The organism is Streptomyces sp. BV286 (genome assembly GCF_019090165.1).
Classification (GTDB): Bacteria; Actinomycetota; Actinomycetes; order Streptomycetales; family Streptomycetaceae; genus Streptomyces.
The window spans coordinates 12,701-29,831 of the sequence record NZ_JAHRIB010000209.1 but is presented as its reverse complement, the minus strand read 5'-3'; the positions used below and the strand labels follow the sequence as shown (position 1 = coordinate 29,831).

The following is a 17,131-nucleotide window of genomic DNA, read 5'->3' as shown; positions in this document are numbered from 1 at the left end:
GGCACCCATGGGCCGACGGTGCCGCACGCCTCGGCCGTTCACAGACCCTGACCGATGCCCCGCGCTGTCGCGAGCAGGGGCTGGGACAGTTCAGCGAGCCTTGCGCGGGTGCAGCGGACGGATGGAGCCGCCACGACCACGGCGGCCACGGCTGCGCCTGTACGGTCGCGCACGCACGCGCCGACGGCGTGCACTCCGCGCTCGCTCTCCTGGAGATTGAGGGCGTAGCCGTGGCGGCGTACGGACACCAACTCGTTCATCAGGCTCTCGAAGTCCTTGGGAGCTTTGGCCCGGTCCTCGGGGAGCCCGTTGGGGTACAGGGCCCGGAGCCGGTCAGCCGGCAGTGCGGCGAGCAGGGCCTTGCCGCCCGAGGTCACGTGGGCGGGCAGGAGTGTGCCGGTGCGGTAGCTGACGCGCAGCGCCTGTGAGCCTTCCACGCCGTCGAGGAACCGGCTGCCGTTGCCCTCGAGCACCATCAGGTGCGTCGTCTCATGGACGGCGTCCGCCAGCTGTTGCAGGTGGGGATGGGCGATGGTGATCAGGTCCGGAGGAGGGGCCGCCTGGCTTCCCCTGATCGCCTGCAGAGCCGGCCCCGGCCGGTACACCTTGTGGCGGTCCTGCACGGCGAATCCCTCGAAGACGAGCATCGCGAGGATGCGGTGCGCGGTCGAGCGCGCGACGCCGAGCCGGTCGGCGACGTCCATCACCCGAAGCTCGTCGAGTTCGTGCAGCAGCCGAACGACGCGCAGGGCGTTGCCGGCGGCGCTCACCGGATACGAGGGGCTCGGCGAAGGACTGCCTGAATTCTCCATAGAGGAATCCTACCCTTCATGGATTCCGGTGAGGGGAAATCGCGGCGTAGCGTCAGGGACGGCGCGGAACGATGCGCGCTTCTTCCGGCGGTCGCCGTACGACCCGAACGTGGAGGTTCCATGACCGACACCACCAGCGAACAGACCGAGCGCAAGCTGCTCGACGAGCTGTACGCGGATTTCGAGGACGCGGGTCTGATCCCGCTGTGGACCCAGGTGGACGGCCTGATGCCGATGTCGCCGAAGCCTGCCGCGGTGCCACACCTGTGGCGGTGGGCGGAGCTGCTGCCCATCGCGCAGCGCTCCGGCGAGCTCGTGCCGGTGGGCCGTGGCGGCGAGCGCCGCGCCATGGCCCTGTCCAACCCCGGTCTTCCGGGCCTGCCTTACGCCACCCCGACGCTGTGGACCGCGATCCAGTACCTGGGACCGCGCGAGGTCGCACCCTCGCACCGGCACAGCCAGGGCGCCTTCCGGTTCATAGTCGAAGGCGAGGGAGTGTGGACCAATGTCGACGGTGACGCGGTGGCAATGCGACGGGGTGACCTGCTGCTCACGCCGAGCTGGGCCTTCCACGAGCACCAGAACGTCACCGATGAGCCGATGGCCTGGCTCGACGGCCTGGACATCCCGCTCGTCTCCAAGCTGGACGCCGGCTTCTTCGAATTCGGCCCCGACGAGCTCTCCACCCGTGAAACCCCCGAGCGCTCGCGCGGCCAGCGACTGTGGGGCCACCCCGGACTGCGCCCGATCAGCCGGCCCGACCAGCCCAACTCCCCGCTGAACGCGTACCGCTGGGAGCACACCGATGCCGCTCTGACCGCCCAGCTGGAACTGGAGGACGAGGGCGTCCCCGGCGTGCTGGAGCCCGGGCACGCCGGAGTCCGCTTCTCGAACCCCACCACCGGCAGGGACGCCTTGGTCACGATGCGCACCGAGATGCGCCGTCTGAGGGCCGGCACCCGGACCACCCCGGTGCGCACGGTCGGCTCCGCGGTCTGGCAGGTGTTCGAGGGTGAGGTAGTCGCGCAGGTCGGCGACAAGGTCTTCGAGATTGCCAAGGGCGACCTGTTCGTCGTCCCGTCCTGGTGCGAGGTCTCGCTGTCCGCCCGCACCCAGGTCGACCTCTTCCGCTTCAGCGACGAGCCCGTCTACGAGGCCCTCGGTCTCGCCCGTACCTCCCGAGGAGAACACAAGTGAAGCTCGCCACCATCCGCATCAACGGCACCACGCGCGCCGTCCGCGTCGACGAGGACAAGGCCGTCGACCTCGGCGAGAGCGACCTGGTGGCCTTCCTGCGCCACAGTGACTGGGCGACGCGTGCCGCGGACGCCGACGGTGACACATACGAAGGCGCCCTGGACTATGCCCCCGTGGTCGTCGCGCCGGAGAAGGTCGTGTGCGTCGGTCTCAACTACCGCACCCACATTCTGGAGATGGGCCGCGAACTCCCCTCGCACCCCACGCTGTTCAGCAAGTTCGCGAGGGCGCTGGTCGGTGCCTACGACCACGTGACCCTGCCCGCCGCGTCCACGCAGATGGACTGGGAGGCCGAGCTCGGCGTCGTCATCGGTGCCGAGGTCCGGCACGCCGACGCAGAGCAGGCGCGGTCTGCGATCGCCGGGTACACCGTGCTCAACGACGTCACCGCACGCGACTGGCAGTACCGCACCACCCAGTGGGACCAGGGCAAGACCTTCGAGGCCACCACCCCCATCGGGCCGTGGCTGGTGACCGCCGACGACCCCGCGGTCTCCGCCCAGGGCCTGAACCTGACCTGTGAAGTCGACGGCGACACGGTCCAGAAGGCCGACACCGGTGACCTCGTCTTCGACCCGGCCACCCTGGTCGCGTACCTCTCCGAGATCGTCACCCTCGTGCCCGGCGACGTGATCGCCACCGGAACCCCGGGCGGGGTCGGCCACGCCCGCAAGCCCGCCCGCTATCTGCAGGACGGTTCACTCCTCGTCACCCGGATCGAGGGAATCGGCGAGACTCGCAACACCTGCCGCCGGGAGACACGGTGAGCGCAGGCCCGGCCATGGTGCTGGAGCAGGCGGCCAAGGGCACGGCGGCCTTCGAAGCCGCCGTGCACCGGCTGACCGACCCAGGGTTCACCAGGCCCTCGTACCTGCCGGGCTGGAGCCGCGCCCACGTCGTCGCCCACGTCGCCCGCAACGCCAACGCACTCGTCAACCTGCTGATCTGGGCGCGTACCGGTGTCGAGACGCCCATGTACGCAAGTGGCGACCAGCGTGCGCGCGAGATCGAGGAGGGCGCCCGCCAGCCGGCCGAGAAGCTGCGCGCCGAGCTGCTCGCGGCCGACGGCCGTCTCGCCGAGGAGCTCGCCGCGCTGCCCGACGAGTGCTGGGCGGCGACCGTCCGCACCGCGCGAGGCCGTGAGGTGCCCGTCTCTCAAGTGCCCTGGATGCGGGTGCGCGAGGTATGGGTCCACGCCGTCGACCTGAACATCGACACCAGCTTCGACGACGTGCCGCACGACGTGTGCGTGGGCCTCGTCGACGACGTGGCGGCCTCCTTCTCCGGTCGGCCGGACCATCCCCCCGTCCGGCTGAGTTCCGAGGGCGGGGCGCACACCTGGCTGCTGGGCGACTCGGCCGACACCGGGCCGGTCGCGGTGAGCGGTGACCTGCCCAGCCTGGCCGCCTACGCGACCGGGCGCCCCGTCCCCGGCCCGTTGTACCCGACCGGCGGGGGATCCCTGCCGAGGCTGCCCGCGTGGCTGTGAGCCCGAAGGAAAGACGATGAAAGTTGCCTGCATCGGCGCAGGTCCCGGCGGATTGTTCTTCGCCACGCTACTGAAGCGGAGCCGGCCCGACGCCGAGGTCGTGGTCTTCGAACGCAACCGCCCGGACGACACGTTCGGCTTCGGAGTGGTCTTCTCGGACGCCACACTCGACGCCATTGACGCCGCCGATCCCGTCCTCAGCGAGGCGCTGGAGAAGCACGGTCGGCACTGGGACGACATCGAGGTCCGCGTGCACGGCGCACGGGAGCGCGTCGGCGGCATGGGCATGGCGGCTGTCGTACGCAGGACGCTGCTGAGCCTGCTGCAGGAACGGGCCCGCGCCGAGGGCGTACAGATGCGCTTCCAGAATGAGGTCCGCGACCCTTCCGAGCTGGACGACTTCGACCTGGTCGTGGTGTGCGACGGCGCCAACAGCCGCTTCCGCACCCTGTTCGCCGACGACTTCGGACCGACCGCCGAGGTGGCGAGCGCGAAGTTCATCTGGTTCGGCACCACCTACGCGTTCGACGGGCTCACGTTCGTCCACCAGGACGGTCCCCACGGTGTCTTCGCCGCCCACGCCTATCCGATCAGTGACTCGCTGAGCACCTTCATCGTCGAGACCGACGCGGACTCCTGGGCCAGGGCCGGTCTCGACGCCTTCGATCCGTCGACCCCGCCGGGCATGAGCGACGAGAAGACCAAGGGGTACCTGGAAAACCTGTTCCGCGAACAGATCGACGGGCACCCGCTGGTCGGCAACAACTCCCGCTGGGCCAACTTCGCCACGCGCAGGGCCCGTTCGTGGCGACGGGGCAAGTGGGTGCTGTTGGGCGACGCCGCGCACACCGCGCACTTCTCCGTCGGGTCCGGCACCAAGATGGCCATGGAGGACGCGGTCGCGCTGGCCGAGGCCCTGGGGGAGGCATCGCACAGCGTGCCGGAGGCACTGGAGATCTACGAGGAGCGCCGCCGCCCAAAGGTGGAGAGGATCCAGAACTCGGCGCGGCCCAGCCTGTCCTGGTGGGAGCACTTCGGCCGCTACGTCCGTACGCTCGACGACCCGACGCAGTTCGCCTTCCACTTCCTCACCCGCAGCATCCCGCGGGGCAAACTCGCCGTGCGCGACGCGTTGTACGTGGACCGCGTCGACGGATGGTGGCGGGGCCGTCACCATGCGGAACCCCTGAACACGCCTTTCCAAGGCGGGCCGTACCACCTTCCCTCGCGGCGGGTGACGGTCGACGACGACGTCCTGACCGGGACCGACGGCACCGGCATCCCGATGGTTCCCTTCAGCGGTCAGTCGTCGGGGGCGGGCGTGTGGATCGAGGCCCCGGACACCGAGGAGGGGTTGCCGCTCGCCCTTGATCAGGTGCGTCAGACGGCAGAGGCAGGCGTCCTGCTCGTCGGCGTACGCGGTGGCACGGCGTTGACCCGCGTACTGGTCGCGGAGGAAGCCCGGCTCGTGCACAGCCTGCTCGCCGCGGTCGTCGGCGCGTACGACGACGACACCGCGACCACGCTCGTCCTCTCCGGCCGGGCCGACCTCGTCGGAGGCAGCAAGTGAGCGCCCTGGAAGCACTGTTCACACCCCGAGCCATTGCCGTGCTCGGCGCATCGGCCACGCCCGGGAAGCTCGGCGCGGCGATGGTCAACTCCCTGGCTTCCTTCCCGGGGCCGGTGATGAAGGTCAACTCCGGCCGTCCAGACCCTGATCGGGGCTTCTTCCCCACCGTCGGCGACGCCGCCGCAGCCCACGGCATCACACCCGACCTGGTCGTCTCCTGCATTCCGGCGGCCGTGACCGCCGACGCCCTGCGCGAGGCGGCAGCCGTCGGCGCCCGCGCCGCACTCGTGTGCGCCGGCGGGTTCGCCGAAGCCGGGGGTGACGGACCGCTGCACCAGATGGCGTTGACCGCGGTGGTACGGGACACCGGCATCCGGGTCCTCGGACCGAACACCTCGGGCTTTCTTGCCCCCCATCGACGGCTCACGGCCAGCTTCGTCCCGGGCGCGCCCGACCTGGAACCGGGCCCGGTGGCGGTCGTGGCCGCAAGCGGCGGCGTGAACCACGCGCTGGCGTTCGCGCTGGCAGAGGCCGGTGTCGGCCTCCGCCTCGGAGTCGGGCTGGGCAACAGCCTGGACGTCACCCAGGGCGACGTCCTCGACCACCTTGCGGAGGACGACGGCGTACGGGCCGTCGCCCTGCACGTGGAGACCGCCGCGGAGGGCCGCCGCCTCACCGAGGCGGTACGGCGTCTGACCGACCGTGTCCCTGTGGTGGCCCTGGTCGTGGGCCGCAGCGACATCGGCGACTTCGCCCGCTCCCACACCGGCGCCCTGGCCACCTCCTGGCGCGTGACCAGGACGGCCCTGCGCCAGGCCGGAGCCGTTCTCGTCGACGACGAGCGCGACCTCGTCGACGCCGTCACCGCACTCAGCCGTGTACGACTTCCCGCGCATCCCCGTGCAGGCGTCGGCCTGGTCACTGCCCAGGCCGGACCCGGTCTGCTGCTCACGGACGACCTGCGCTCCCACGGCATCCAGGTTCCACCGCTCGTCGAACGGACGGTGAAGGAGCTGCGCGAGCTGCTCCCGGCCCTCACCTATCTGAACAACCCCGTCGACACCGGTCGGCCCTCACCCACGATCACGCAGATCGTGGAGCGGGTCTCGGAGGACCCCGGTATCGACCTCACCGCCGTCTACGGGCTGTTGGAACCCACCACCGTGGACCTCCCGGCCGCGCTGACCGCCGCCCGTACGGCCACCCCGCTCGTCGCCGTCGTCGGCGGACCCGTGGAGCAGGCGCGACGGACCCGCCGTGAACTCGGCGAAGCCGGCATTCCCTGCGCGGCCACGCCGGCCGCGGGATCGGTGATGGTGCGCGCGCTCGTCGAGGACGCGGCTGCGCGCACTCGACTGGAGGCCGTCCTCACCGCCTCCGATGCCCCCACCCTGCCCCCGCCGGGGCTGGTCGACGAGCACACGGCCAAGGGTGTCCTAGCGGACTTGGGCATCCACACGCCTGTACGGCGCGTGTGCGCCGACCCCGCCGCGGCGCACGCGGCTCTCGATGAGCTCGGCGGCTCGGTCGTCGTGAAGATCCTCGACGCGGACATCCTGCACAAGACAGAAGTGGGCGGGGTCCAGGTCGGCATCCGCACGCACGAGGAGCTCGACGCAGCCCTCGCCCGCATGCCCGCGAGCCCCGCGCTACTGGTGGAACAGATGGCCCCCGCCGGTCCCGAACTCATCGTCGGCATACGCCGCGACCCGGTCTTCGGCCCCGTGCTGGCTCTGGGCGCCGGGGGAACGGCCGCCGAAATCCTCGGCGACGTCTCCCTGCGCCTCGCGCCTCTGTCCGCGAACGAGGCCCACGGGATGCTCGACGAACTCGCCACCCGCCAGCTGTTCCTCGGCGCACGCGGCGCCACCCCGGTCGACCGCGCGCGACTCACCCACGTGCTGCTCGCCCTGGCCTCCCTCGCGGCCGACGACGCCGTGACCGAGTGCGAGATCAACCCGTTGCGCGTCCTGCCCGACGGCGACGTCGTCGCGCTCGACGCCGTACTGCTGCTGTGTGACCCCTGGGATCAAGGAGGATCCGATGACGCGTGAGGGATTCGTGCCCTGGCCCGAGGAGGCGGCCGACCGCTACCGCGAGGCCGGATACTGGCGTGGCAAGCCGCTCGGCTCGTACCTTCACGAATGGGCGGAGACCTACGGCGACGCGGTGGCGGTAGTGGACGGCGACACGCGTCTGACCTACCGCCAACTCGTCGACAGGGCTGACGGATTGGCATGCCGCCTGCTGGACAGCGGTCTCAGATCCGGGGACGCGATGCTCGTCCAGCTGCCCAACGGCTGGGAGTTCGTCACACTCACCCTTGCCTGTCTGCGGGCTGGAATCGCTCCCGTGATGGCGATGCCCGCGCACCGCGGTCACGAACTGCGCTACCTGGCCGCCCATGCCGAGGTCACCTCGATCGCCGTACCGGACCGACTCGGCGACTTCGACCACCAGGCTCTGGGGCGGGAGGTCGCCGAAGACACCCCGAGCGTACGGTTGTTGCTCGTCGCGGGTGGTACGGCCCGTACCGACGCCACGGACCTGCGCGCCCTGGCCGAACCGGCCGACGACCCGGCCGGCGCACGGGCCCGGCTCGACGACATTGCCCCGGACAGCGGGGACATCGCCGTCTTCCTGCTCTCCGGCGGCACGACCGGACTGCCGAAGCTCATCACCCGCACCCACGACGACTACGAGTACAACGCGCGGCGCAGCGCCGAGGTCTGCGGCCTCGACTCCGACTCCGTCTACCTGGTGGCGCTGCCCGCCGGACACAATTTCCCCCTGGCCTGTCCCGGTATCCTGGGCACCCTCATGAACGGCGGCCGGGTCGTCCTGGCCCGCACCCCGGAACCCGGCAAGGTGCTGCCTCTGATGGCGGCCGAGGGCGTGACGGTCACCGCCGCCGTACCGGCCGTCGTCCAGCGCTGGATCGACGCGGTGGCCTCCGGCCGCCACCCCGCCCCGCCCGCCCTACGACTCTTGCAGGTGGGGGGCGCCCGCCTCGCGCCGGAGGTCGCCCGCCGCGCCGAACCCGTGCTCGGTGGCACGCTCCAGCAGGTGTTCGGCATGGCAGAGGGACTGTTGAACTACACGCGCCCCGACGACCCCGACGAGATCAAGATCGAGACACAGGGACGTCCCATGTGCCCGGACGACGAGATCCTCGTCGCCGACGCCTCCGACGAGCCGGTCCGGCCCGGCGAGATGGGCGCGCTGCTCACCCGCGGCCCGTACACCCCGCGCGGCTACTACCGGGCCGCCGAGCACAACGCCCGAGCGTTCACCCCCGACGGCTGGTACCGCACCGGTGACGTCGTCCGGCTGCACCCGTCGGGCAATCTCGTCGTCGAAGGAAGGGACAAGGACCTCATCAACCGGGGCGGCGAGAAGATCTCCGCCGAGGAGGTCGAGAACCTGATCTACCGCCTGCCCGGTGTCGCCCGCGTCGCGGCCGTGGCCAAGGCCGACCCCGACCTGGGGGAGCGGGTGTGCGCGGTCGTGGTCGTCGAGCCGGGGACCCACTTGAGCCTCGAATCGGTCCGTGCCGCCCTCACCGCCATGCAGGTGGCGCGATACAAGCTCCCGGAAGACCTGCTCGTCGTGGAGGAGTTGCCGCTGACCAAGGTCGGCAAGATCGACAAGAAGCGTCTGCGGGAGGTGGTCCGTGGCAAGGCGGACTCCGTCGAGGCGGTGTGACGGCGCTCGCCGCGCCGACGAACAGGCCAGCGGCGTCACACGGTGACCTTCGCTTCCCCGGAGGGAGGCAAGTGGCCATGCCGGCCTTCTGGTGGTACCTGGGAACAGCTTCAGGTACCACCACCGCCGTCGCCCCGTGTCCCGACCGTCGGGCCAGTAGCGGGATGTACCTCGCCCTGGTGACCGGCGACAGGCGTCCTCTCGTACGTCGTGCGCGTGGCGAACGGCGGCCCGGACTCGGGTGGCGGTCGTCATTCCCCGTCGCAGACGCCCTCTACAGCGAACTTCTGGTAGAGGTGCGGGTAGGCCACGGTACCGGCAGGGTAGCTCGCCAGATGCGAGGCGAACTCCGGCGTACCGAGCGCTGAACGGAGGTGCTCGGTGGATTTCCAGACCGCGACGTTGGTGAAGAGCCGGCTGCCGGCCATGCCCCGGTACAGCTGCACCGAGAGGAGGCTCCCCGACCTCTGCATGTACTCCGCGTCGTCCTTCCAGGCGGCCACCACCTCGTCCTCCTTGCCCTCCGGGGCGACAAAGGTGTTGATGATGGTGACCGGGCCGGCCTCCTCCTTCTGCTGGTCGTGGAAGTGGGGGGACTCGTCGAGCTGGCCGAACTTGAGCATGGTTCCTCCATGTACTCGCGTGTGGTGAGTTGTGATCAATGGGCGGTCCGGGTGAAGGGCCAGGCCCCTGTGGTACCGCCCGGGGTGTGTCTTCAGGCGTGGTGTTTGTCGAGGAAGTCGGTGGTGAGCTGCAGCCATTCGTCGGTGCGTTCCAGCATGGGCAGGTGGCCGGTGGCGATTTCGGCGAGTTGGGCGCTGGGGATGGTCTCGGCGAGGTGGCGATGCAGGGCGGGGGAGACGAGGCGGTCGTCGGTGGTCGAGATCACCAGGGTGGGGACCGTGATGTCGGCGAGGTCGTCCCGGACGTCGAGTTGGCCGACGAGGTCGGTCTGCTCGGAGCTGCCGTCGACCGTACTGGCGGCGACATAGCCGAGGGTCTGCTGCAGTTGTTCGGCGGGCATGGATTCCAGCGCCTGGGTGCCGAGGGCCATCATGAGCTGGAATGCGGCGAGCAGCTGGCGGTCGCCGGATGCGGCGATCTTGCTCTGGATGGTGGAGGCGAGAGCGAGCCGGTTGTCGCGGTGCGGGAAGGCGGCGGTCAGGACGAGCGCGGTGACGCGTTCGGGGTGGCGGGTGGCGGTGCGGATGGCGACCGGGCCGCCGAGGGAGTAGCCGGATATGGCGAAGCGGTCGATGCCTTCGGCGTCGGCGGCGGCGACGAGCTGGTCGGCGAGGTCGTCGAGGGACAGCGGGGTGGCGGAGCGGGGGGTGTCGCCGCTGCCGGGGTAGTCGATGCCGACGACGGTGTGGCGGGTGGCGAGGGTTTCCAGGACGGGTCCGTAGGTGCCGGCCAGGCTGCTGCCTGCGCCGTGGGCGAGGAGCAGGCCGGGGCCGGAGCCGAGGCGGGTACGGGCGTACTTCGGTTCGACCAGATTCCGAGATGACATGACCATTCACCTTTCGCAGGTATACCGACACGCAAGAATCATCCAGTGCGTGTGATTACTTCCTCAGGTCTATCACACAGTCCGTATGATTGCCGCCTGTGACCTCAATCACACGCGTCGTATGATGCGGGGGTAGGGTGACGGCATGAAGCAGCCCCTCCACCGCCGTCAGCCGACCCCGGGCAACCCGCGCGTACAGCGCACCCGCAACCGAGTGCTGGCCGTCGCGCGGGAACTGCTGCCACAGGTCGGACCGGCCGGACTGACCTATGCCCTGCTCGCCGAGCGGTCAGACGTCACCCGCCAGACCCTCTACCGCCACTGGCCCACCCGCGCCGCGCTGCTCTTCGACCTCGTCCTCGAAGGCCCCGACCTCGGCACGTACCCCCAACCGGGCACCGACGTGGGCGCCGTAGCCACCGCCTGGCTGAAGAGCCTGCGCGCCGGCGTCAGCGTCCCGGCCGTGCGAGCCGCGGCCCTGGCCGTCACCGCCCAGGCCGACCACGACCCCGACAGCGCCCGGGCACTCGCCCGCATCGGCCAAGACCGCTACGTCGGCTTCAACAAGCTGCTGGAGCCTTCGGGCATCCAGATCAGCGACGACGAGTTCACCCTGCTTTACGGGCCCGTCCTCGCCCGGCTCTTCCTCGACCGCGGCCAGGTCACCGACACCTTCATCGACGCCGTCGTCAACCAATGGCTCACCACCCTGCACCCCTCCGACACACCGCAGGACTCCCGGTAGTAGTCACCGAAAACTGTTGACGGAGAGGAACAACCGCGTTCTAGCAGGTAGACCGGACTCCTGACAGCCCGTCATCGCCGCCCCTGTGGAGTGAGTCTCGCCGTCCGCTGCTGGGCACTACTGCACACCAGGCATGGCCGCCGCCCACCTGTCCATGTGCGCATGTGGAGCGCCGTCAGGTACTCCCGGACGTGGTCGCCGACGCTTGGCCGGCCGAGCCAGTCTGGTCGACCACCGACCTGAGCGACGCCCCGCGCCAGCACGTAGTTCTCTCAGGCACGGTCGCCAGTGCGGCGATCGGCTTCATAGAGGCTTCATGTGCTGAGTGGTACGTGCTTTATGAGGCGGCTGTTGTCTGGTGGTCATGCACGTACTCCTCGTCCCGCCGGTGGGCAACGTCGGCCAGCCTGCTGTGCGGCACCTGACTTCTGCGGTCGGCACCTCGCTGTCGGAGCTCGGCGATGACGCAGGGCATGAACGAACCGCCCGCCTGTTCACCTCGGTGGGGGCAGCGACGGCGTTGCTCGCGGTCCGATCCACTAGGCGACCGGTGAACGCCGGTCTACGCGGCCACGTCGGCGCTGTGGGTTCCCACGCTTGAACGCCGGACCGTCCTGTCGGCGGCAACTGGCCAGGTCGAGGCGCGACTTGGCCGCTCACGCTCCCCGGTCGGCCGGACCGCGTGCACGCCGGCCCGGGGAGCCGGCCCGGCGACGGCACCGTGACGCACACACACACACGAACTGACTCGCACACAGAACGAAGAGGAGCACCGGAAATGAACCTGCGACGGAACATCTCGCGTCGAAGGATGATCGAAGGAGCATCGGCCGCGGCACTCGTCACGGCTGCTGCGGCCACCATGCCTGCTGCCATGGCCAGTCCGGAGGCAGCATCGTCCGGCTCGGGGTTCCCGAAGGGCAACTGGCGTATCGACACCCACGCGCACTATTCCCCCGACGTGTACAACGACTACCTGAAGCGGTACGGCCTGCTCGGCGCCATCACCGGGGCGTACGGCCCCTGGTCGGTCGACCGGCACCTGGCCTTCATGGACCAGTACCGGATCCAGGCCAGCGTGCTGTCGTTCGGCGACCTCCAGGTCACCGTCGGCCCGGTCGACGACCGACGCGCCACAGCCCGTGCGGTCAACGACTACGCCCGCGACCTCGTGCAGACCCGTGGTGACCGGTTCGGGATCTTCGCGGTCACCCCGATGCCCGACATCGAGGGCTCGGTGGCCGAGATGGACCGCGCGCTCGGCGAACTGGATCTCGACGGCATCTGCCTGCTCACCAACTACAAGGGCACCTACCTGGGGGACCCTTCGTTCGCGCCTCTGTACGAGATCCTCAACGACCGCGGTGCGTACGTCTACGTCCACCCGACGGGTCCGGAGAACAACCCGGCTCCCAAGCTGTGCTTCGGCCCCGACATCCCGGCCGGGAACAACGTCTTCGAGTACAACTTCGACGCGACCCGCGCGATGACGAGCCTGATCTACAACGGTGTCCTGCGGGACTACCCGAACATCCGCTGGCACTTCACCCACAGCGGCGGGGCACTGCCGTTCCTGGCCTTCCGGCTCGCGACCCGGCACTCGGCCTTCCCGCCGTTCAACGAGGTGCTGCCCGAAGGCCCCCTCAAGTACATGAAGCGGATGTACTTCGACAACGCACAGGCGTTCACCGCCGCGCAGCTGCAGCCGCTGTCATCGCTGGTGCCCGACAGCCACATCATGTTCGGCAGCGACTGGCCGGCGACCCGCCACCTCTACGCGGCCGACAACGTCGAGACGATGCCCTTCCTCAAGGGCAGCCTGCCCGATCTCAAGGCAGCCGACCCCGAACCGACCGTCGATGAGATCTACAGCCGGCGCCAGCGAATCGCTCTCGAGCGGAACAACGCCCTCGAGCAGTTCCCGAAGCTGAAGGCGCGTATACGCCGCTCCGGCTCTCGCTGAGCCGCGACTGCGAGCCAAGCCCGCCGCCCGCTGCCCCGCCGACGGGGCAGCGGGCGATGCTCTGCGTAAAGGCCAGCGCGGCTGGCGGAGAAGCGGTCGACGGGAATCGACGTCGCGTGCCGGGCGAACGCGGCCCGCAGGATGGGGAAGCCGGTTTGCACAGGTCAGCTTGGTACGTGGAAGGTCGTCGCTCCTGCCGCAGCGAGACCACCGCGGCAATTCCACGGCCGGCTTCTGTGGGCGGCGTGGGGGAAATCAACCTTCTCGTACACGGCAGACCGTGCACCGGGTTGCCGGCATCGGCGTTCCACCGTCCGGGTTGTGCGCGCCTTGGAGGCGCAGCGCACGAGGGGCACGTTGGGCCCCGGCGTGACTCGGGGCGTCGCTGCAGGAGTGGGCGCCAGCGGGAGAGCCGGCTTCATGGAAGCTTCATGCGCCGAGTCGTACGTGCCTTATGAGGCGGCTGTTGCCTGGAGGGCATGCAGGCCTTCCTCGTTCCGCCATCGACCCTCGTTGATCATCATGCTGCTCTGCGGCACCTGACAACGGTCGCGTATGCCGCGCTGTCCGGTTCCGTCGTGCTCGGCGCGCTCCTTCATCTGCAGCCGAGCGGGCACGTGGATCCGGTGGAGCACACGCTCAGCGAGTACGCGCTGCACGAAGGAACCGCCGGCCTGTTCACGGCTTGTGTGGGGGCAGCGGCGGCCGGGGCGGCGGCGTTGCTCGCGGGTCTGCTCCGGAGCCCTCTGCCGACCGGCACTGCGGCACCGGCTGCCTTGAGCGTCGGCTGCGCCGGTCTCGTGCTCAGTGCCGTCTTTCCCACCGATCCGAAGCACGGTGGCTCGTCGCTGGGCGGATTGGTGCACCGCTATGCGGCGGGAGCTTCGCTGGCCGCGCTTCCCGCGGTCGGTCTGCTGCTTGCCCGGGGTCTGCAGCGGCATTCTCCGCTGCGCGAAAGAGCCCGACGAGTACGGCTTCTGTCCTGCTCGAGTTCTGCAGGCGTGCTGCTCTTCTTCGCCACCCACGTGAGCGCGGCCCGTCCGGTCACGCCGATGACCGGGCGGGTCTCCCGGCTGCTCGGGCTGACCGAGCGCACGGCACTGGGACTGGAAATGGCGCTGCTGTTGGCCATGGTGAACACACTGCGGGGCGGGCGAGGCCGGTGATGATCATGCTCGCCGTTGTCCTGGCCGTCTTGGGCGCGTGCGGTTACGCGGTAGGTGCCAAGCTCCAGCACGAGGCCGCGCGGCCGCGGCGCGGCGACGCGTGCGCGTCCCGGTCACTTCGGGTCCTCGTGCGGTGTCCGCGCTGGTGGGCCGGACTGGCAGTCCTGGGGGTGGCCACCGCGCTGCATGTCGGTGCCCTGTGGCTTGCTCCGGTCACCGTGGTGCAGCCGCTGGGAGTGACCGCTGTCCTGGTGAGTGCGGTGTGGGGGCTGCGAGCACGCAGGGCTCACCTGACCACGGCCACGGGACTTGCGCTGGTCGCCGTGGTCGCCGGGGCTGGGATGTTCGCTCTGCTCGCCGCGCGCGTCACCGAGCCCACGCAGGTCACGGCGGCGGCCCAACTGTGGGCGGGGCTGCTGGTCTCGCTGGCAGTCCTCGGCTGCAGTGGACTCGCGGTACTCCTGCGCGGTCGTGGACGGTTCCTGGTGCAGGCCGTCGGTGCCGGGATCGCGTACGGCTGTATGCCCGTGCTGATCCGGGCCGCAAGTGAGGAGTTCACGTCGAACGGCGTGAGCGCGGCGCTGGGCGGCACGCTCGGCGGCCTGACGCTGGCCGGCCTCGCGGGCTTCTGGTTGTCCCAGCGTGCCCTGGCCGTCGGACCGCCGGAGGTCACTCTCGCCTGTCTCACCGTGGTCGACCCGTTCGTCGCCGTGGTTCTCGGCGTCGGCGTGCTCGGCGAAGCTCCCGGGCTGTCACTCGCAACCGTCGTCGCCGGACTGGCCTGCTGGACGCTCGCGGTCGTGGGTGTGCTGCGGCTCTCCCTTGCCACCCCCTTCCCTCATCTCACCCCGGGCCGGCAGTCGCCAGGCCGTTCCTCAACACGTCAGGAGTACGTCATGCACAATGCCCATCCCCGCACGCAGACCATCGTGATCGGCGCCGACACCTTCCCGCCCGATGTCAACGGAGCGGCCAACTTCGCCCAGCGGCTCGCCGAGGGACTCTCCGGCCGCGGCCACGACGTCCATGTGATCTGCCCGGCGACGGAAGCCGGCGCCGGAACCAGCGTGGAGAAGGGGATCACCGTGCACCGGCTGGCCTCCCACCGCACTCCGTTCCACCCCACCTTCCGCGTCTGCCTGCCCTGGCAGGTCGCCCGGTCCACCGCCCGGCTGCTGGAGGTGATCCGTCCCGACGTCGTGCACATCCAGTCCCACTTCGCCGTCTGCCGGAGCCTGGCGACCGCCGCGCGCCGCCGGGGGATACCGGTGGTGGCCACGAACCACTTCATGCCGGAGAACCTCCTGGGCTACACCCGGATTCCGGCCCGACTCGCGGGCGCGGCCTGCCGGTTCGCCTGGCGCGACCTGGTGCGCGTGTTCCACGGAGCCCGCGTGGTCACCGCGCCCACCCCCAGGGCCGTACAACTGCTGCACGACAACGGTCTGGCCTCCCCGGCCCAGGCCGTCTCCTGCGGACTCGACCTGGAACGCTTCGCACAGCCGACGAAGAACCATGACGAGGCGGGCACCCGCGTGCTGTTCGTCGGCCGGCTCGACGAGGAGAAGAACGTCCACGAACTGCTGCACGCACTGGCGCTCCTGCCCAGGCATCTCGATGTGCGAGGCGAAATCGTCGGTAGGGGCTCCTGCCGACGCGCACTCGAGGACCTGGCGGACGAGCTCGGCATCCGGGACCGGGTGACCTTCCACGGCCTCGTCAGTGACCAGGAAGTTCTGGACGCCTACGCCCGCTGTGACATCTTCTGCATGCCCGGCACCGCGGAGCTGCAGAGTCTGGCCACACTGGAAGCCCTGGCCGCGGGCAAGCCTGTCGTCGCGGCCGACGCGATGGCCCTGCCTCACCTGGTTTTTCCCGGCCGCAACGGCCACCTCTTCCCGCCCGGTGACGTGCGCGCCCTCGCCGACCGCCTCATGGAACTGCTCGACGACCCCGCGGCCCGGCGCCGGATGGGCGAGGCGGGCCGGGAGATCGTCACCGAGCACGACATCCACCGTACGCTGGCCACATTCGAGGCTCTCTACCTCCAGGCCGCCGGTCATCCCGCGGCCAAGACGACCCTCCCCCTTCCCTTCCCCACCTCGGCGATGGAAAGCGAGCACGATGAGTACGCAGCGCGTTCTGGTCGTCGATGACGAACCCAAGATCCGCATGACCGTGCGCGGCTACCTGGAGGCGGACGGTTTCCACGTCATCGAAGCCGCGGACGGACCATCCGCACTGCAGGCGGTCACCCGCGACCGGCCGGACCTCGTGGTGCTTGATGTGATGCTCCCCGGGCTGGACGGATTTGAGGTCCTGCGCCGCATCCGGGAGGCGAGCCAGATCCCCGTCATCATGCTCACCGCCCGGGACGAGGAGGTCGACCGGCTGATCGGCTTCACCACTGGCAGCGACGACTACGTCACCAAGCCGTTCAGTCCCCGCGAACTGGCACTACGGGTACGCGCCATCCTGCGGCGCACCGACAGCCGCCCCGAGGCGGCCCACGAGGACGCCGTGCTGCGCTTCGACGGGCTGACTGTCGATCCCGAGACACGGACCGTCGTCGTCGATGCCGACCGGACGGTGGAGCTGTCCGCTCTCGACTTCGATCTGCTGTTCGCGATGGCCCGGGCCCCCGGGCGGGTCTTCACCCGGCGCGGACTGCTGACTCAGGTGTGGGGCGAGGACTTCTTCGGCGACGAGCGCGTCGTGGATGTACACATCCGTACTCTGCGGCGCGCACTGGGCGACGAGGCGAGCGCACCCCGGTTCGTCGGCACCGTCCGCACCATCGGCTACCGGTTCGTAGGGCGCCCCGCCTAGCGGCCAGGAAGGACACCCACCCATGCCGCCCCCTGGCTTCCCGGCCTACCACAGGTGTTGTGCGCGACTGCGCCGAATCCAGCAG

At 70.0% G+C, this 17,131-nt stretch carries 14 protein-coding genes; 11 read left to right on the top strand and 3 right to left on the bottom strand.

The window, feature by feature from the left end:
- Positions 1 to 38 precede the first annotated feature (38 nt).
- Entirely contained in the window at positions 39 to 812 is a 774-nt protein-coding gene (locus tag KUF83_RS39355) for an IclR family transcriptional regulator (protein WP_254645045.1), read from the bottom strand.
- Between the two features lie 120 nt (positions 813 to 932).
- On the opposite strand from KUF83_RS39355, the gene KUF83_RS39350 reads away from it, so the two are divergent.
- Genes KUF83_RS39350 through KUF83_RS39325 form a run of 6 tightly spaced genes read left to right on the top strand, consistent with a single transcriptional unit; the run spans position 933 to position 8,833 of the window.
- Complete coding sequence (locus KUF83_RS39350) at positions 933 to 2,009, top strand: cupin domain-containing protein (protein WP_217459911.1); 1,077 nt, start codon at positions 933 to 935, stop codon at positions 2,007 to 2,009.
- Positions 2,006 to 2,836, top strand: coding sequence for a fumarylacetoacetate hydrolase family protein (locus KUF83_RS39345; protein ID WP_217459910.1), 831 nt, complete (start codon positions 2,006 to 2,008; stop codon positions 2,834 to 2,836). The genes KUF83_RS39350 and KUF83_RS39345 overlap by 4 nt, the downstream gene beginning before the upstream one ends.
- Entirely contained in the window at positions 2,833 to 3,558 is a 726-nt protein-coding gene (locus KUF83_RS39340; protein WP_217459909.1) for a maleylpyruvate isomerase family mycothiol-dependent enzyme, read from the top strand. Before KUF83_RS39345 ends, KUF83_RS39340 begins: the two co-directional genes overlap by 4 nt.
- A gap of 16 nt (positions 3,559 to 3,574) precedes the next feature.
- Positions 3,575 to 5,128 carry an FAD-dependent monooxygenase gene (locus tag KUF83_RS39335; RefSeq protein WP_217459908.1) on the top strand — a complete coding sequence of 518 codons (1,554 nt, stop codon included), beginning with the start codon at positions 3,575 to 3,577 and terminating at the stop codon, positions 5,126 to 5,128.
- Complete coding sequence (locus tag KUF83_RS39330; RefSeq protein WP_217459907.1) at positions 5,125 to 7,182, top strand: acetate--CoA ligase family protein; 2,058 nt, start codon at positions 5,125 to 5,127, stop codon at positions 7,180 to 7,182. Before KUF83_RS39335 ends, KUF83_RS39330 begins: the two co-directional genes overlap by 4 nt.
- On the top strand, positions 7,172 to 8,833 hold the full coding sequence (locus KUF83_RS39325; RefSeq protein ID WP_217459906.1) for a (2,3-dihydroxybenzoyl)adenylate synthase: 1,662 nt from the start codon (positions 7,172 to 7,174) through the stop codon (positions 8,831 to 8,833). Before KUF83_RS39330 ends, KUF83_RS39325 begins: the two co-directional genes overlap by 11 nt.
- A 251-nt stretch (positions 8,834 to 9,084) precedes the next feature.
- Here KUF83_RS39325 and KUF83_RS39320 read toward each other — a convergent pair whose 3' ends face one another.
- A complete protein-coding gene (locus KUF83_RS39320) occupies positions 9,085 to 9,456 on the bottom strand; it encodes an antibiotic biosynthesis monooxygenase (RefSeq protein ID WP_217459905.1) in 372 nt (123 codons plus the stop codon).
- 92 nt (positions 9,457 to 9,548) lie between these two features.
- Positions 9,549 to 10,343 (bottom strand): alpha/beta fold hydrolase, encoded by a 795-nt coding sequence (locus KUF83_RS39315; protein WP_217459904.1) that lies wholly within the window; start codon positions 10,341 to 10,343, stop codon positions 9,549 to 9,551.
- A gap of 145 nt (positions 10,344 to 10,488) precedes the next feature.
- On the opposite strand from KUF83_RS39315, the gene KUF83_RS39310 reads away from it, so the two are divergent.
- From KUF83_RS39310 to KUF83_RS39290, 5 genes are all read left to right on the top strand, one after another.
- Positions 10,489 to 11,088 (top strand): TetR/AcrR family transcriptional regulator, encoded by a 600-nt coding sequence (locus tag KUF83_RS39310; RefSeq protein ID WP_217459903.1) that lies wholly within the window; start codon positions 10,489 to 10,491, stop codon positions 11,086 to 11,088.
- Between the two features lie 778 nt (positions 11,089 to 11,866).
- A complete protein-coding gene (locus tag KUF83_RS39305) occupies positions 11,867 to 13,051 on the top strand; it encodes an amidohydrolase family protein (RefSeq protein ID WP_217459902.1) in 1,185 nt (394 codons plus the stop codon).
- A gap of 479 nt (positions 13,052 to 13,530) precedes the next feature.
- Positions 13,531 to 14,217 (top strand): DUF998 domain-containing protein, encoded by a 687-nt coding sequence (locus KUF83_RS39300; protein ID WP_217459901.1) that lies wholly within the window; start codon positions 13,531 to 13,533, stop codon positions 14,215 to 14,217.
- A 5-nt stretch (positions 14,218 to 14,222) separates the two neighbouring features.
- Positions 14,223 to 16,373, top strand: a complete 2,151-nt coding sequence (locus tag KUF83_RS39295) for a glycosyltransferase (RefSeq protein WP_217459900.1) — start codon at positions 14,223 to 14,225, stop codon at positions 16,371 to 16,373.
- Positions 16,342 to 17,046: a response regulator transcription factor gene (locus KUF83_RS39290; RefSeq protein ID WP_217459899.1), complete on the top strand. Its 705-nt coding sequence runs from the start codon at positions 16,342 to 16,344 to the stop codon at positions 17,044 to 17,046. The genes KUF83_RS39295 and KUF83_RS39290 overlap by 32 nt, the downstream gene beginning before the upstream one ends.
- Positions 17,047 to 17,131: the final 85 nt, after the last annotated feature.

What these genes read in the sequence shown, in the direction of transcription:
- KUF83_RS39355 (WP_254645045.1), bottom strand. Translation starts at nt 812, where the DNA reads ATGGAGAATTCAGGCAGTCCTTCGCCGAGCCCCTCGTATCCGGTGAGC.
- KUF83_RS39350 (WP_217459911.1), top strand. Translation starts at nt 933, where the DNA reads ATGACCGACACCACCAGCGAACAGACCGAGCGCAAGCTGCTCGACGAG.
- KUF83_RS39335 (WP_217459908.1), top strand. Translation starts at nt 3,575, where the DNA reads ATGAAAGTTGCCTGCATCGGCGCAGGTCCCGGCGGATTGTTCTTCGCC.
- KUF83_RS39325 (WP_217459906.1), top strand. Translation starts at nt 7,172, where the DNA reads ATGACGCGTGAGGGATTCGTGCCCTGGCCCGAGGAGGCGGCCGACCGC.
- KUF83_RS39320 (WP_217459905.1), bottom strand. Translation starts at nt 9,456, where the DNA reads ATGCTCAAGTTCGGCCAGCTCGACGAGTCCCCCCACTTCCACGACCAG.
- KUF83_RS39315 (WP_217459904.1), bottom strand. Translation starts at nt 10,343, where the DNA reads ATGTCATCTCGGAATCTGGTCGAACCGAAGTACGCCCGTACCCGCCTC.
- KUF83_RS39310 (WP_217459903.1), top strand. Translation starts at nt 10,489, where the DNA reads ATGAAGCAGCCCCTCCACCGCCGTCAGCCGACCCCGGGCAACCCGCGC.
- KUF83_RS39305 (WP_217459902.1), top strand. Translation starts at nt 11,867, where the DNA reads ATGAACCTGCGACGGAACATCTCGCGTCGAAGGATGATCGAAGGAGCA.
- KUF83_RS39300 (WP_217459901.1), top strand. Translation starts at nt 13,531, where the DNA reads ATGCAGGCCTTCCTCGTTCCGCCATCGACCCTCGTTGATCATCATGCT.
- KUF83_RS39295 (WP_217459900.1), top strand. Translation starts at nt 14,223, where the DNA reads ATGCTCGCCGTTGTCCTGGCCGTCTTGGGCGCGTGCGGTTACGCGGTA.
- KUF83_RS39290 (WP_217459899.1), top strand. Translation starts at nt 16,342, where the DNA reads ATGAGTACGCAGCGCGTTCTGGTCGTCGATGACGAACCCAAGATCCGC.